The sequence below is a fragment of the Pseudomonas sp. MPB03 genome, assembly GCF_046605385.1.
Classification (GTDB): domain Bacteria; phylum Pseudomonadota; class Gammaproteobacteria; order Pseudomonadales; family Pseudomonadaceae; genus Aquipseudomonas; species Aquipseudomonas zanjanensis.
Genome location: NZ_CP176770.1, coordinates 3,149,820 through 3,164,927 on the forward strand (window position 1 = coordinate 3,149,820; position 15,108 = coordinate 3,164,927).

Below are 15,108 nucleotides of genomic sequence, written 5' to 3' on the forward strand. Positions count from 1 at the left end.
TGCGGCCTGGAGGATTTGTATCAGTTGTCATACGACATTCATAAACACCCCTCAGGATGACGATTTTCAACGGATACGTCAGTCGTGCAGCAGGGCAGAGCCGAGGGCGGACGAGGACGTGGATTGACCGGGGCGCCCTTGGGGTGGCTGGTGGTGTTGCTGTGTCTGCTGAGCGCGCCGGCCCAGGCAGTCGACTGGGTAGAGCTGGACATCGCGCCCCAGGAATTGACCACGGCGCTGGAACAGTTCAGTCGTTTTACCGGCATGGCCGTGCTGGTTGACCAGCAGCTATCGGACCAGCGCCATACGTTGGGCGTGCGGGGGCGGTTCACGCCTTCCGAAGGGTTGCGGGTGTTGCTCAGCGGCACCGGGCTGGCGGCGCATTATGCCCGGGCGGATGCGTTTACGTTGCAGCCGGTGCGGGTCCGCGAGGTGCCGTTGCCTGCCGGCGTTACCCCGGGCTTGGGTGACAATAACTACGCAGCCGCCATCCAGACGGTCATACAGCGCAATTTATGTGGTTCACCGTTGACCCGCCCGGGCAGTTTCCGGGCGGTGCTGCAAATGTGGATCGGCCGGGACGGCGTGGTCCAGCACAGCCGCCTGGTCAGTTCCACGGGCGACCTGATGCGGGACAAGGCCCTGGTCGATAGCTTGCAGAACCTCAGGATCGACCGCCCGGCGCCCAGTTCGCTGCGCCAGCCGGTGACCCTGCTTTTGTTACCCGACTCATCAGGAAGAAGCATGGAATGCACAACAGGGGAAGGGGTGCCCGGGCGATGAAAGACATCGGCCGCAGCCCGTTGGTGAAGCTGTTCCTCACCTCCTATGAGGATTTCCGGGTGCGCTTGCGCCGGCGCCTGGGGTCCGAGGAACTGGCCAACGATGTGCTGCATGAAACCTACCTGCGGGTCGATCGCATGGTCGACACGTCGGACATCGCCCAGCCCAATGCCTATTTGTATCGCATGGCCCTGAACATTGCCGCTGACCGTCGGCAGGCCGATGCACGCTTGCTCACGGGGGATGAAATCGAGGAGTTGCTGCAGGTCTCGGATGAAGCGTTGGACCCGGCACGGGTGGTGGGTGGGCAGAAGGAGTTGCAGACGTTGCTCAAGGCCTTGTACGAGCTGCCGGCGCGGCGTCGCAGGATTTTCATCGCCGCCCGCCTGGAAGAAGCGCCGCACTTGGAAATCTCCCAGCGCTTCGGTATCTCCACCCGTATGGTGGAGAAGGAAATCAAGGCGGCGCTGGGGCATTGCGCCCTGCGCCTGGAAAGAAAAGTCATTCAGCGGTTCGGTCCCGGCGCGGGAAAACCGTCTTGAGAGTAGAGACCCGACCCTTTCATGAGTGTGTGTGCGCTTGAACATCTTCAGCATCGCTTCCCCTGACGCCACGCCCCAGGCCCGATTGGCCAGCGAGGCCCGAGATTGGCTGATCCTGCTGACCTCGGGACGTGCCACCGTGGCCGATGCCAGGGCCTTGCGCCAATGGTGCGGGCAAAGCCCCGAGCATGCGCGGGCTTTTGAGCAGGCCAAGGCACTGTGGCAGGGGCTGCAACCCGCCGCCACCGCATTGCAGGCGCCCCGGCATTTCGGTCGGCGGGCGTTGTTGGGTGGGGCAATCGCTGCATCGGCGGCATTCCTGTTGATCCGCGCCACGGTGCCCGGCGGTGTCTCCGGGCTGGGGGCCGACTACGTCACCGACGTCGGCGAACAGCGCCGGGTGGAACTGGCCGAGGGCGTCAGCCTGGAACTCAATACCCAGACTCGCCTCAGTCACCGTTCGCTGGCCGATGGCGGGCAAGGGTTGGAATTGCTCAGTGGCGAGATTGAAGTGCAGGGGCACAGTGCCCAGGTGGTCAGCGTCCAGGCCGGCGCCGGTTGGATCAGCGCCGCCCGGGCACGCTTCAACATCCGCTACACCGACCAGAGCGTCTGCGCGACTTGCCTGGAGGGCGTGGTGCAGGTCGAGGTGCAAGGCCAGCGGTTTCGTTTGGAGCCGGGCATGCAGTTGACCTACGACCCGCGCCAGGTGGGCACTCCCGAGCGTGCCGATGTGTCGGCGGCCGTTGCCTGGCGTGAGCAGGTCTTGGTTTTCAACGATGCGACCCTGGCCAGCGTCATCGATGAAATCAACCGCTATCGCCCCGGCATGTTGCTGCTGCTCAACCGCGAGCTGGGCCAGCGCAAGGTCCAGGCACGCTTTCGCCTCGACCAACTGGCGGGCGTGGCGCTGTTGATCCGCGATGCCTACGGCGCCAAATGCACCGAATTGCCGGGTGGGGTGGTGGTGCTGAGCTGAGCCCCGCCCCGCAGTGCCTGGGCCGGCCTCATCGCGAGCAAGCTCGCTCCCACAGGGTTATCGGGTGTGACCTCAAGTTCTAGGCACAACACAGATCAAATGTGGGAGCGAGCTTGCTCGCGATGAGGCCGGTACATCCAACATCATCACCAACTGACCCGCCGCTTTCGCGAGCAGGCTCGCTCCCACAAGGGTTCGGCGGTGCACCTGCGAATTACTCCAGCGGTCCAAGCACCTGTCGATAGGTTTCAGGCCCCTGAGGCGTCTGGCGAGTCAGGCTGATCTCGATGCCCGCAGGGTTTTCCTGGCGGTTGCCGCTGAGTTTGCGCCAGCCTTTTTCCGTGTCCCAGTACCGCAGCCCGGCATCGCTGACGTCGCTGAGCACCGCCACGCCCGGGCCGGGTGCGGGCAGGGGGTAGCGATTTCGGGCCTGGCCTTGGGCGCGGTAAAGCGTGTCGCCCTTGAGCCACCAGCGCACCCGTTGCAACTCGCCTTCCTGGGCCGCCGCCACGCGGATCACATCCAGGCGAAAGCCCCGGCCCTCGGTGCTGCGCACGGTGAGGGCGGGAGGGGCGGTGGAGGGCTCGTCGTCGACGCCGGGTTTGACCGGTTCACTCAGCTCGATGCTGGCGCGCAGGTCGACGTCGCGCTCCAGTTGATTCAAGGCCCGCAGCAACGCTTCGGTCTGCTCGGTGCTGGCCTGCAAATGGCTGTCGGCCCGAGTCACGCTGTCCAGCCCGCGCCAGGCGATCAGGCTGACCACCGCCATCAGCAGGATCGCCACCATCACTTCCAGCAAGGTGAAGCCGCTCTCCCGCGCGCTCATTGGAGCTGCACTCGCCCGGCGGCACTGCGTTGCACGGTGAGACTGTTCTGGCCGTCCGACAAACGGATCTGCAAGGGCTCGCCGATCCATTCGGCATTCAACACGACCCGCTGCCTGGGCTCCACGCGAACCTCCATCGACGGGCTCTGCCAGCGCCGTCGACGCAGTTGCGGGTCATCCTCGAAGCGATCGGACCCAGTGCCTTGGTCCGCGCGGCGACTGAAGCCAAAGCCCTTGGCGTCCCAGCGCCAGGTAATCGGCCGCCCGTCGGTTCGGGCTTCGGTCTGGGCCAGTTGCAACAGCTGCACCAGTCGTTCGCCATCCTGGCGCAGCAATTTCAACGGGTCCGGCTTGATGCTCAGGCTTACGGCGGCGCTGGCGATGCCGACAATCACCAGCACGACCATCAGTTCGATCAGGGTGAAACCGCGTTGCTTGCCGAGGTTCATGGGCACTCCTTTGCGTGAGCCTCATCCTGCACGGCGAAGATGATAAGGATGTGAAATAAAACGGAGAGAATTGCCGCGTACGCTGCAAGCTGGAATCAAGACAAGGAGATTCAGGCCATGGCGTTCATCGAACGTGTGTCCCCGGCGCAAATCGTCCAGGTCGTGGGCTTGTTGGCGGCGTTGGCCGGAGTGGCGACCTGGTCGTCGCTGCTGCTCACGTCGGCCGAGTCGCGCACGCCGGACGTCGCCCCGCAACGCATGGCCGAGCGTTCCGATAACCCGGCGCTGCAATGGTTCTCCAACCAACCGGCACCGGTGGACATCAAGGTCAGCGGCGTGATGGCCGGCAGCCACGCTTCCGTGGCAATCCTCAGCCTCAACGACGGACCGCCGCGCAGTTTCCTGGTGGGTGAGCGCGTGGCCCAAGGGGTACGCTTGGTGGCGATCGAGGCGCAGGCGGTGGTCATCGAACGCGGCAACGAACAGACCCGGCTGGTCCTGGCGCGGTTGCCGGATTCAGTGAGTTTGCCCTCGCTAACCCGGCCCGAAAGTCAGCGCTGACCTGTGGCGAGGGAGCTTGCTCCCGCTGGGCCGGTCCGACGTCTCGGGCGAAGCGGCCCCCAAATCCTGCGGTCGCTGCGCAACCGAGCGGGAGCAAGCTCCCTCGCCACAGGGGATCGCATTGCCTCTCCTTATTTCTCCCGGCTGACCAACGTCTCCAACCGCGCCAACGGCGGTGCTTCACGGGTGCGGTCCGACACGCTCAGTTCAACCCGCAGCAACCGGCCGTTTTCCGCCGGACGCAGGGTCTGTTCGCAGCGCAGCCGCAAGCGCCCCTGGTCGCACTCGAACACTTTCGAGCCCGGGGCAGAACCGCCTTCCAGACGCAGTTGTGCCAGTTGGCTGCGGGCGGTGAGCAGGGCGATGGACTTGTCGCGCAGCAAACCGTTGCTCTGGGTCATCACGGCGGCCACGCGCACGGCGGCCGACATGGCCACGGCGATGATCGCCAGGGCCACCAGCACTTCGATCAGGGTAAAGCCGGCTTGCGGAGCGGGGCGTGGCATGGCACGGGCTCTAGGGCGAGGGCAGCCTTCAAGGCTAGCCGGCGTTCGTGACCGATTGACGACGCAAGCTCCTGAGCAATTTCAATATCACTGACATATTTTCTTGCAACACTGCGCCTCGAATCGAATCCAGCGAAGGACCGTCGAGATGCAGATCGCCCGTTACAACGCCCGTTCCCAAGGCCCTCGCGGGCAGTTGGGTTTCACCCTGATCGAAATCATGGTCGTGGTGGTGATCCTCGGCATCCTGGCGGCGATGGTGGTGCCCAAGGTGCTTGACCGTCCCGACCAGGCGCGGGCAACAGCAGCGAAACAGGACATTGGCGGCCTGATGCAAGCCTTGAAGCTGTACCGCCTGGACCACGGCAGTTACCCGAACATGAACCAGGGCCTCAAGGTACTGGTGGAGAAACCGGCCGATGCGAAAAACGGCACCTGGCGCTCCTACCTCGAACGCCTGCCCAATGATCCGTGGGGACGCCCCTACAACTACCTCAACCCCGGTGCCAACGGTGAAGTCGATATCTTTTCCCTGGGGGCCGACGGCCAGCCTGACGGCGACGGCGTGAATGCCGACATTGGCTCCTGGCAGTTATAAGGGCCGTGATGCGAACGGATTCGCCCCTCGCGGCGAAGCAGCGCGGCATGGCGGTGATCAGTGCCTTGCTGATCGCCGCTGTGGTGGCGGTGATCGCCGGCGGCATGTTGACCCGCCAGACCCTGTTCACCCGCAGCCTGGAAGCGGAGCAGTTGCGCGTCCAGGGTACGGCGCGCTTGCAGGGTGGTTTGCAACTGAGTCGCCAATTGCTCTGGGACGCCCGTCAGCGCGATCCCCTGACGCGTTTCGGCCAACCTTGGGCGAAACCCATCGTGATGCCGGGTTCGGATCAAATCGACACGCCGTTCGAAGGCCAGTTGGAAGACGAGCAAGGCAAGTTCAACCTGCGCAACCTCGTCGTCAATGAGCGCGTGGACGAGGAACAAGTGCAGGCGTTTGAACGCCTGTGCCAGCAGCTGGGCGTGGCCGCGACGGTCCGTACACGCATCGTCGAACGGGTGGTCGAGGCGTATCCGCGCTTGTTGAATCCGCAGCGGTCGGACCAGGCACCACAGGGCAATACATTCGACAGTGGCCGCGAAACGTCGCCGTTGGCCGCCAACAAGCCGCTTTCACCGACGCGCCCGATGCTGCGCACTTTGCAAGACTTGCGCAGTGTCAAGGGCGTCACCCCTCGGTTGCTGGACACCCTGGCGCCCTACGTGACGATCTTGCCGGCCAATACCTGGATCAATGGCAACACCGCCAGCGCCCCAGTGTTGGCCGCCTACGTGCCAGGGCTGTCGCTGCAACGGGCCGAGTCGCTGGTCAGGGAACGCGACGGTGGCCACTGGTTTATCAACCGCGGGGATTTCGTCAATCGCCTGCGCATGCCCGAATTGGACACCGCCAACGTCAAGGTCGGTATCACCAGCGACTGGTTTCGCCTGCGGGGCCAGGCGCGCAGTGGTCAGCGCCGGGTTGAACTGGAGGCGTTGCTGCAACGCAGCGAGGACCGCTTGCCCCAGGTGATCTGGTCAAGGGTGGGCGTATGACCCGCTTGCGCATCGGCCTGGCGCCGTTGGCCAGCCTGAATCTCGACAGCGTGGTGGCGTTTGCCTGGCTGGATCGCCAGGGCCAGGTCCGCGAGCAAGGCCATAGCAGCCTGCGGGCGTTGGGCCAGGGCGGTAAAAATCTTTCAGTGGAATGTTTCCTTCACCCTCGCGACAGCCTGCTGACTCGCCTGGAGTTGCCGCTGTTGCCGGCGGCCAAGATCACCGCAGCGGTGACGTGCGCGGCCCAGGCCTTGATGCTCGGTGCCAGCGAACACATGCAGGTGGCCCACGGTCCGCGTGACGTCGACGGACAGGTGCAGATCGCCTGGCTGGACCGTGAATCCCTCGCCCACCTGGGGCGGCTGGTGCAGCAGGCCGGCTTGAAGCTAAGTGGCCTCTACCCGGCGGCCTACGCCTTGCCGGTGCTGCCGGGGCCGGTGGCCTGCATCGAGGACGGTCATCTGCTGGTGCGCCATGGCCTGCAGCACGCCGTGGTGCAACCGTTGCAGGAAGAGGCGCTGGACGAGTGGCTGTTGGAGATGGGGAGCGGGCTGCATTGGGTGGGTGAAGTTCCACCGCAATCTTCCCTCGACACCTTGGCTGACAGCCAACGCTGGACTGGCCCTGCGCCGGGTTGGGGCTTGCATGCCGGCCTGTCCCGCAGCGCGGCCGAGCGCGGTGGTTGGGGCCGGGCGGCGGCGATCTGCGCGACAGCGCTGGCGGTGTGGGTGGTCGGGCTGAACCTTTACGCCGCCCGTGAAGCGGCCCAAGGCCAACGGCTCAAGGCGCAGATGAGCCAGCGGGTGAAGCAGGCGTTTCCCGAATTGCCGGTGATCCTCAACCCGCTGCAGCAGGCGCGCCAGCAAATCGCAGCACGCCAGAGCGGCGCGGCGACTGACCCGGCCCAACGCTTTGCCAGCCTGGTGCAGCAAGCGGGCAGCGCCATGCCGTTCATGAGCGGCAATGTCCAGGCGCTGGCGTTCGATAACGGTGAGTTGCGCCTGAATGTCGTGGCCGAGGCGCAGAAGCCCGCCGCCGACGATGATTGGAAAATCCCCCTGGCCCAGGCCGGCATCGACATCGCCGCCGTCGACCAGGGCTGGGTCCTGCGCGTGGCGCCAGCGGGCCAGGACGCCCCCGACGAAACCCCGGACGCCGACGATGAATAAGCACTCCCTGGCCCTGGCGCGGGTCCGTTGGCAAACCTTTCGCACGCAATTGCGCACCTTCTGGCAGGGGCTTGCCGCCCGCGAACAAGCCGCCGTGGCCCTGGCTGCGCTGGTGTTGGGTGGCTGTCTGGTCTGGCTCGCACTGATCCAGCCGCCGCTGAAGACCATCGCCTATTGGCAAACCGAAACCCCGAAGCTGCGCTCACAGACCGAAGCCCTTGAGGTGCTGTTGCGTGACGTCGCGGGGCCTGCCCAAGACCAGCCCTTCGAAGCCGCCTTGCGCCAGAGCCTGGACGCCAGCGGCTTGAGCCAGCACTACCAATTGCAAATGTCCGAGGGTCCCGGTGCCTGGCAGCTTACGTTCGACCAGGCCCCGGCGGAGGCGGTCATCAGTTGGCTGCTGGGTAACCCACGGCAATTTTCCCTGGAGGTGATCGAGGCTCGTTTGCAGCGTTCCGTCCCGGCCAATACCGACACCCTCGACAACCACGACAACAGCGCCGGCACCTTGTCCGGAACCGTTCGCATGGATCAGGCGCATAGCGCTAAGGAAGCTTCATGAAAGGGGCCCGATACCCACGTCATTGGCGCAAGGCTGCACCGCTGTTGTTGCTGGCGTTGAGTGCCTGCAATAGCACGCCGCCCGCGTCGCAGCCACCGTTGCTGGTGGACAGCGAACTGGGGATTCCGTTGGGAAGTACCCAGCGCAGCGGCGATGCATTGCTCGATCGCCAGCGGGCCCAGGACGGGCGTGAACGCAAGCCGGCAGTGCGGCATCAAGTCGACCTCACCGCCCGTGCCCGAGAGCCGCGCGGCAATGCGCCGGCGCGCACGCCCCTGGGGGATCAACCGGTGACGCTGAATTTCGTCGAGGCGGACATCCAGGCGGTGGTGCGGGCCTTGTCCCGTTCCACCGGCCAACAGTTCCTGGTGGACCCGCGGGTCAAGGGCAACCTGACGCTGGTCTCCGAGGGCCAGGTCCCGGCCCACCAGGCCTACGACATGCTGCTGGCCGCGCTGCGCATGCAAGGTTTCAGCGTGGTCGACGTCGGCGGCGTGGCCCAGGTGGTGCCGGAGGCGGATGCCAAGCTGCTGGGTGGGCCGATCTACAGCGCCGACAAACCGGCCGGCAACGGCATGCTGACCCGCACCTTCCGCCTGCAATACGAAAACGCCGTGAACCTGATCCCGGTGCTGCGCCCGATCGTGTCGCCGAACAACCCGATCAATGCCTACCCGGGCAACAACACCATTGTCGTAACCGATTACGCCGAGAACCTGTCGCGGGTGGCGCAGCTCATCGAAGGCATCGACACCCCCAGTGCCATCGACACCGACGTGGTGCCCATCCACAACGGCATCGCCGTCGACATCGCGCAAATGGTCTCTGACCTGCTGGAAACCCAGGGCGGCGACCAGACCCAGAAGATCAACGTGATTGGCGACCCGCGCTCCAATTCCATCATCATTCGCGCCGGCAGCCCCGAGCGCACGGAGCTGGCGCGCAACCTGATCTACAAACTCGACAACGCCCAGAACAACCCGAGCAACCTGCACGTGGTGTACCTGCGCAACGCCCAGGCCCGCAAACTGGCCCAGGCCCTGCGCGGCTTGCTCACCGGGGAAAGCGAAGGCGAGGGCAACGACAATTCGCGCTCGGTGCTCAGCGGCATGGGCGCCAGCACCAACGGCCAGGGCGGGCAGGGCAGCAGTGGCGACGGCACCAGCAGCACCACCAGCGGCAGTGTGTCGAGCAGCGGCAATGGCTACGCCCAGGGCAGCAACGGTTCCACCAGCACGACGTCGACGAACAGTGAGCAGGGCACCGCCTTCAGCGCCGGCGGCGTGACCATCCAGGCCGACGCCACCACCAACACCTTGCTGATCTCCGCGCCGGACCCGCTGTACCGCAACCTGCGGGAAGTCATCGACCTGCTGGACCAGCGTCGCGCCCAAGTGGTGATCGAGAGCCTGATCGTCGAGGTCGGCGAGGACGACGCCAGCGAGTTCGGTGTGCAATGGCAGACCGGCAACCTTGGCGGCAGCGGCGTGATCGGCGGGGTCAATCTCGGCGGCACGGGGCTCAACCTCAATGGCAAGACCAGCATCGACGTGTTGCCCCAGGGCCTGAACCTGGGCTTGGTCAACGGCACCGTGGACATTCCCGGCATCGGCAAGATCCTCGACCTCAAGGTCCTGGCCCGGGCCTTGAAGAGCAAGGGCGGCACCAACGTGCTGTCGACGCCGAACCTGCTGACCCTGGACAACGAAGCGGCGAGTATTTTCGTTGGCCAGACCATTCCGTTTGTCAGCGGCAGCTATGTCACCGGCGGGGGCGGTACCAGCAACAACCCGTTCCAGACCGTGACTCGTGAAGAGGTGGGCTTGAAGCTCAACGTCCGGCCGCAGATTTCCGAAGGCGGGACGGTCAAGCTCGATATCTATCAGGAAGTCAGCAGCGTCGACAATCGCGCTTCGAGTACCACGGGCATCGTCACCAACAAGCGCGCCATCGACACCAGCATCCTGCTCGACGACGGGCAGATCATGGTCCTGGGCGGGCTGCTGCAGGATGGTTACAGCCAGAGCAACGACGCGGTGCCGTGGCTGTCGACCATTCCCGGGATCGGCGCGCTGTTTCGCAACGAACGGCGGCAGGTCACCAAGACCAATCTGATGGTGTTCCTGCGGCCTTATATCATCCGCGACACGGCGGCGGGGCGCGGCATCACCCTCAATCGCTACGACTTCATGCGCCGCGCCCAGGGCCTGCTGCAACCGGAGCGCAGCTGGGCACTGCCGGACGTCCAGGCGCCGCAACTGCCAGCCTCGGCCCGGGCGATTCCGGGCGCCGCGCCGGTGAGCCTGCAAACGCCCAGGGCGGTGATCAAGGCGGTGCCGGCAACGGAGCCGGTTGGACAATGAGCATTCAACCTGTGGCGAGGGAGCTTGCTCCCGCTGGGCTGCGCAGCAGACCCGAAACCTGGCGCCTCGGTGCGTCAGGCAGATCGCATTCAACCTGTTTGGGGTCGCTTCGCAACCCAGCGGGAGCAAGCTCCCTCGCCACAGGGGCCATGTCAGTCATAGAGGAGGTGTTGGCATGACCACCCTCCCATACGCCTGGGCCAAGGCCCAGCGCCTGGTGTTGCACCAGTGCGAAGACGGCGCGGTGTTGATGGTATGCCCGTCCACGCCGGGCTGGTCCATCAGTGAAGTGCGCCGTCAGTTCGGCGAGGTGCGGCTGGAACGGGTGCGCGACGATGAGCTCGATGGCTTGCTCAACAGCGCCTATGCCGACACCGGCAGCGCTGCCGCAGTCGTGGGTGCGGCGGAAAACGAAGTCGACCTCGACCGGTTGATGCAGGACATTCCCGAGATCACCGACCTGCTGGACACCCAGGACGGCGCGCCGGTGATCCGCATGATCAACGCCTTGCTGACCCAGGCTGCCCGGGACGAGGCCAGCGACATCCACATCGAACCCTACGAGAGCCATTCGGTGGTGCGCTACCGCGTCGACGGCACCCTGCGGGATGTGGTTTCGCCGCGCAAGGCGCTGCACGGTGCGCTGGTGTCGCGGATCAAGATCATGGCCCAGCTCGACATCGCCGAAAAACGCCTGCCCCAGGACGGCCGGATCGCCCTGCGTGTGGCCGGGCGCCCGATCGATATCCGCGTCTCGACGGTGCCCACCGGCCATGGCGAGCGGGTGGTGATGCGCTTGCTGGACAAGCAGGCCGGACGCCTGCAGCTGGAAACCCTGGGGATGGACCCGGGCGTGCTGGGCAAGCTCGATCACCTCATCCGCCAGCCCCACGGCATCGTCCTGGTCACTGGCCCCACCGGCAGTGGCAAAACCACCAGCCTCTACGCCGCCCTGGCCCGGCTGGACGCCAGCGTCCATAACATCCTCACCGTGGAGGACCCGGTGGAATACGACCTGCCGGGCATCAGCCAGATCCAGGTCAACGCCAAGATCGACATGACCTTCGCCCTGGCGTTGCGGGCGATCCTGCGCCAGGACCCGGACATCATCATGATCGGTGAAATCCGCGACCTGGAAACCGCGCAAATCGCCGTACAGGCCTCCCTGACCGGTCACTTGGTGCTGGCGACGTTGCACACCAACGACGCGGTGTCGGCCATCAACCGCTTGATCGACATGGGCGTCGAGCCATTCCTGCTGGCTTCGTCGATGCTCGGCGTGCTGGCCCAGCGACTGGTGCGCAGGCTCTGCCCGCAGTGCAAGCAACCCGACCCGGCGACGCCCGGCACCTGGCGTCCGGTGGGGTGCCCAACCTGTAACCAGACCGGCTACAGCGGCCGCACGGGTATCCATGAATTGTTCTGCATCGACGACGACATCCGCACGCTGATCCACCAAGGGGCAGGGGAGCAGGCACTGCGCGCCGCCGCCCGCCAGGCCGGCATGTTCAGCATGCGCGAGGACGGTGAGCGCTGGGTGCGCAGTGGCACCACGGCCCCTGAAGAAATCCTGCGCGTAACACGGGACGCCTGATGAATCGCTACCGTTTCGAGGCCGCCGACGCCCAGGGCAAAATCGAGTCTGGGCACTTGGAAGCCGACAGTCAGGGCGCCGCTTTCAATCTGTTGCGCAGTCGCGGCTTGACCGCGTTGCAGGTGCAGCTCGAGCGCAACACGGCGCAGACCAGCGGCGGTGGTTTGTTCAGCGCTAAGCTTTCGGACAACGACCTGGCCTGGGCCACCCGTCAACTGGCGAGCCTGCTGGGAGCTAGCCTGCCGCTGGAAGCGGCGTTGAGCGCCACTGTGGAACAGGCCGAGCGCAAGCACATCGCCCAGACCCTGAGTGCGGTGCGCGCCGATGTGCGCAGCGGCATGCGCCTGGCCGAAGCCCTGGCGGCGCGGCCGCGGGACTTTCCGGAAATCTATCGGGCGCTGATTGCCGCGGGCGAAGAGTCCGGTGACCTGGCCCAGGTGATGGAGCGGCTGGCCGATTACATCGAAGAGCGCAACAACTTGCGGGGCAAGATTCTCACGGCGTTCATCTATCCCGGGGTGGTGGGGCTGGTGTCGGTCGCCATCGTGATTTTCCTGCTCAGCTATGTGGTGCCCCAGGTGGTCAGCGCGTTCTCCCAGGCCCGGCAAGACCTGCCCGGGCTGACCGTGGCGATGCTCACGGCCAGTGACTTCATTCGCGCCTGGGGCTGGTTGTGTTTTGGGGTGTTGGCAGGCGGTTTCTGGAGTTGGCGGCTGTACCTGCGCAAACCGGCGGCACGGTTGAACTGGCACGCACGGGTGTTGCGCCTGCCGCTGATCGGGCGTTTTGTACTGGGCCTCAACACCGCGCGCTTTGCCTCGACCCTGGCAATTCTCGGCGGAGCAGGGGTGCCGTTGCTGCGAGCCCTCGAGGCCGCACGCCAGACGCTGTCCAACGAACGCCTGAGCCAGAGCGTCAGCGAGGCCACGGCCAAGGTCCGCGAAGGGGTCAATTTGGCGGCGGCGCTGCGGGTGGAAAAAGTCTTCCCCCCGGTGCTGATCCACCTGATCGCTAGCGGCGAGAAAACCGGCTGCCTGCCACCGATGCTCGAACGCGCCGCGCAAACCCTGTCCCGCGACATCGAACGCCGCGCCATGGGCATGACCGCATTGTTGGAGCCGTTGATGATCGTGGTCATGGGCGGCGTGGTGCTGGTGATTGTCATGGCGGTGTTGTTGCCGATTATCGAGATCAACCAGTTGGTTCAATAGCCCGCCGCGCAAAAAACCGTGGCGAGGGAGCTTGCTCCCGCTGGGCTGCGCAGCAGCCCCAAAACCTGATACCCCGGTACATCAGGCGGATCGCGTTGGACCTGTTTGGGGTCGCTTCGCAACCCAGCGGGAGCAAGCTCCCTCGCCACAAAAGCTGATCGGCAAAATTTTTTTCAATGCATCAGACATCTCCCGAGCCTTGCCCACGCCAAACTCGGGTTCCTCGTTCTGTCATGTTTGCTCGCCAGGCAACCACCCGCCGCGACCTCCACTCCCACCATGCCGGGCTCAATAGTGAAACCCGCCTGAACCCACGATCCAGAGCCCTCGAACACCCGAGAAAAACACCCTGAAAACAGCCCTCAACTCCCGAGGTTTTTTCCTTTATCTGTCACCGGAAGCTGCGAATTTCTAACCCATGGCCTCACCCCATCGCCATCGGCACAGGACCGAGCGCCATGACGGCAAGCATGCGTCACTCAACCTACGTACGAACACGACGAAAGGAGATTCTTCATGTTTAAGCGCACTATGATCGCAGCGTCCCTGGCAGTAGCCGCCCTGGCTTCGGCCCAATCGATGGCCGCGGTTGTCGGTGGCGGTGCCACCCTGCCTGAGAGACTCTACAACGGCGCTTCGCCTCTGCCACGTCTGTTGCCGACAGACTTCAGCTACACCGGTGTCGGCAGCGGCGCCGGCAAGACCGCTTTCCTGACCAACGCACCCGCTTCGATCAGCCAGCCTGCCGGTACCCCGGTCGATTTCGCCGGTAGCGACTCGGTCATCAGCCAGACTGAACTGACCAACTACAACAACGCCTTCGGTGCCACCTTCGGCAAACTGATCCAGATTCCATCGGTAGGCACTTCGGTGACCGTCCCGTACAAGAAAAGCGGCACCACGACCCTGCAATTGACCGGCGCCCAACTGTGCAACATTTTCTCCGGCACCGTGACCACCTGGGGCCCGATCCTGGGTAACAGCGACGCCACCCCGATCAAGGTCATCTACCGTTCCGGCAGCAGCGGCACCACCGAATTGTTCGCCCGCTTCCTGAACGATTCCTGCCCTACCAAGTTCGGCGTCAGCAGCACCTTTACCACGGCCAACCTGGGTGCCGAGCCTGCCAACTGGCAGGCCGTTGCCGGCAGCGCTGACATCGTGACCGCAGTCAACGCCACCGATGGCGCCATCGGTTATGTCAGCCCTGACTTTGTTTCTCCCAACAACAACGCCGTGGTTGCTCGCGTCAGCAAAAACGCCGTAGCCGCCGGCACCGCGCCACTGCCAAGCCTGGCCAACACCACCGCCGCCCTGGGTACCGCTCCAGTCCCGGCTACCGCTGCCGATCGTGCCAACCCATTGAAGTGGGTCCCTACCTTCGGTTCCGCCGCCAATGACACCGCTGTTCCCACTGGCGCCAACCAGTACCCGATCGTGGGCTACACCAACCTGCTCGTGGGTCAGTGCTACAAGACCGCTGCCGATGCCACCGCCATCCGCAACTTCCTGACCAGCCTGTACACCGGCACCAAAAACACCGTCATCAACGCCCACGCCTTCGCCATCGTCCCTGGCACCAGCGCAACACCGACCAACCTGGCTGGCGAAATCAAGAAAACCTTCCTCGACAACGCCTATGGCGACGGCCTGGATATTGCCAACATCAGCGTCTGCAACGGCAAAGGTCGTTTGTAAGCCGCACGCAGGAAGCACCTTCGGCCACAGGATGTGGCCACTCTGAAAACAGCATCGATAGCGGCCAGGTTGGCGCTGCCGATGTTGTTTTTCTGCGCCTGAAAACCCTGCGCGCTTCGCTGTTCCAGATGATTTCGCTGCCCGGCCGGCACGCAGATGAACTTTGTATGACAAGCGTTCGGTCGCGCACCGTTGTAACCGCCTATCAGGTATCGATACGGCCACCTCGGGGCGGCTGTGTGACCTAACTCTGTGCTTTGGGAAAAGGATCG

General features: G+C 64.7%; 15 protein-coding genes. 12 read left to right on the forward strand and 3 right to left on the reverse strand.

What is annotated here, in order from left to right; all coding sequences use genetic code 11:
- Positions 1-150: 150 nt before the first annotated feature.
- The 3 genes from ACLH0I_RS13940 to ACLH0I_RS13950 are packed head-to-tail and all read left to right on the forward strand — an operon-like array spanning position 151 to position 2,304.
- The gene (locus ACLH0I_RS13940; RefSeq protein WP_411387499.1) at positions 151-783 is read left to right on the forward strand and encodes a secretin and TonB N-terminal domain-containing protein; all 633 of its coding nucleotides are present in this window, start codon (positions 151-153) and stop codon (positions 781-783) included.
- Positions 780-1,325 carry a sigma-70 family RNA polymerase sigma factor gene (locus ACLH0I_RS13945; protein ID WP_053119708.1) on the forward strand — a complete coding sequence of 182 codons (546 nt, stop codon included), beginning with the start codon at positions 780-782 and terminating at the stop codon, positions 1,323-1,325. The genes ACLH0I_RS13940 and ACLH0I_RS13945 overlap by 4 nt, the downstream gene beginning before the upstream one ends.
- Positions 1,326-1,362: 37 nt before the next feature.
- Entirely contained in the window at positions 1,363-2,304 is a 942-nt protein-coding gene (locus ACLH0I_RS13950) for a FecR family protein (RefSeq protein ID WP_411387500.1), read from the forward strand.
- Positions 2,305-2,518: 214 nt separating this feature from the next.
- Here the strand turns inward: ACLH0I_RS13950 and ACLH0I_RS13955 are convergent, their stop codons facing one another.
- Both ACLH0I_RS13955 and gspH read right to left on the reverse strand, forming a co-directional pair.
- Positions 2,519-3,130, reverse strand: coding sequence for a type II secretion system protein J (locus ACLH0I_RS13955; protein WP_411387388.1), 612 nt, complete (start codon positions 3,128-3,130; stop codon positions 2,519-2,521).
- The gene (gene gspH / locus ACLH0I_RS13960) at positions 3,127-3,579 is read right to left on the reverse strand and encodes a type II secretion system minor pseudopilin GspH (protein WP_411387389.1); all 453 of its coding nucleotides are present in this window, start codon (positions 3,577-3,579) and stop codon (positions 3,127-3,129) included. Before gspH ends, ACLH0I_RS13955 begins: the two co-directional genes overlap by 4 nt.
- A 117-nt stretch (positions 3,580-3,696) precedes the next feature.
- On the opposite strand from gspH, the gene ACLH0I_RS13965 reads away from it, so the two are divergent.
- The gene (locus ACLH0I_RS13965) at positions 3,697-4,140 is read left to right on the forward strand and encodes a type II secretion system protein N (protein WP_411387390.1); all 444 of its coding nucleotides are present in this window, start codon (positions 3,697-3,699) and stop codon (positions 4,138-4,140) included.
- Positions 4,141-4,271: 131 nt separating this feature from the next.
- Here ACLH0I_RS13965 and gspI read toward each other — a convergent pair whose 3' ends face one another.
- Positions 4,272-4,646 (reverse strand): type II secretion system minor pseudopilin GspI, encoded by a 375-nt coding sequence (gspI, locus tag ACLH0I_RS13970; protein ID WP_250965117.1) that lies wholly within the window; start codon positions 4,644-4,646, stop codon positions 4,272-4,274.
- A 148-nt stretch (positions 4,647-4,794) separates the two neighbouring features.
- On the opposite strand from gspI, the gene gspG reads away from it, so the two are divergent.
- The 8 genes from gspG to ACLH0I_RS14010 all read left to right on the forward strand — a co-directional run bounded on the left by gspG (position 4,795) and on the right by ACLH0I_RS14010 (position 14,836).
- The gene (gspG, locus tag ACLH0I_RS13975; protein ID WP_186704911.1) at positions 4,795-5,244 is read left to right on the forward strand and encodes a type II secretion system major pseudopilin GspG; all 450 of its coding nucleotides are present in this window, start codon (positions 4,795-4,797) and stop codon (positions 5,242-5,244) included.
- 8 nt (positions 5,245-5,252) lie between these two features.
- Positions 5,253-6,239, forward strand: coding sequence for a type II secretion system minor pseudopilin GspK (gspK, locus tag ACLH0I_RS13980; protein WP_411387391.1), 987 nt, complete (start codon positions 5,253-5,255; stop codon positions 6,237-6,239).
- Positions 6,236-7,408, forward strand: coding sequence for a type II secretion system protein GspL (gene gspL / locus ACLH0I_RS13985; protein ID WP_411387392.1), 1,173 nt, complete (start codon positions 6,236-6,238; stop codon positions 7,406-7,408). The genes gspK and gspL overlap by 4 nt, the downstream gene beginning before the upstream one ends.
- The gene (gene gspM / locus ACLH0I_RS13990; RefSeq protein WP_411387393.1) at positions 7,401-7,970 is read left to right on the forward strand and encodes a type II secretion system protein GspM; all 570 of its coding nucleotides are present in this window, start codon (positions 7,401-7,403) and stop codon (positions 7,968-7,970) included. Before gspL ends, gspM begins: the two co-directional genes overlap by 8 nt.
- On the forward strand, positions 7,967-10,333 hold the full coding sequence (gene gspD, locus ACLH0I_RS13995; RefSeq protein WP_411387394.1) for a type II secretion system secretin GspD: 2,367 nt from the start codon (positions 7,967-7,969) through the stop codon (positions 10,331-10,333). The genes gspM and gspD overlap by 4 nt, the downstream gene beginning before the upstream one ends.
- Positions 10,334-10,508: 175 nt before the next feature.
- Positions 10,509-11,927: a type II secretion system ATPase GspE gene (gspE, locus tag ACLH0I_RS14000; protein WP_411387395.1), complete on the forward strand. Its 1,419-nt coding sequence runs from the start codon at positions 10,509-10,511 to the stop codon at positions 11,925-11,927.
- On the forward strand, positions 11,927-13,138 hold the full coding sequence (gene gspF, locus ACLH0I_RS14005) for a type II secretion system inner membrane protein GspF (RefSeq protein WP_411387396.1): 1,212 nt from the start codon (positions 11,927-11,929) through the stop codon (positions 13,136-13,138). Before gspE ends, gspF begins: the two co-directional genes overlap by 1 nt.
- A 516-nt stretch (positions 13,139-13,654) precedes the next feature.
- Positions 13,655-14,836 carry a substrate-binding domain-containing protein gene (locus tag ACLH0I_RS14010; RefSeq protein ID WP_411387397.1) on the forward strand — a complete coding sequence of 394 codons (1,182 nt, stop codon included), beginning with the start codon at positions 13,655-13,657 and terminating at the stop codon, positions 14,834-14,836.
- Positions 14,837-15,108: the final 272 nt, after the last annotated feature.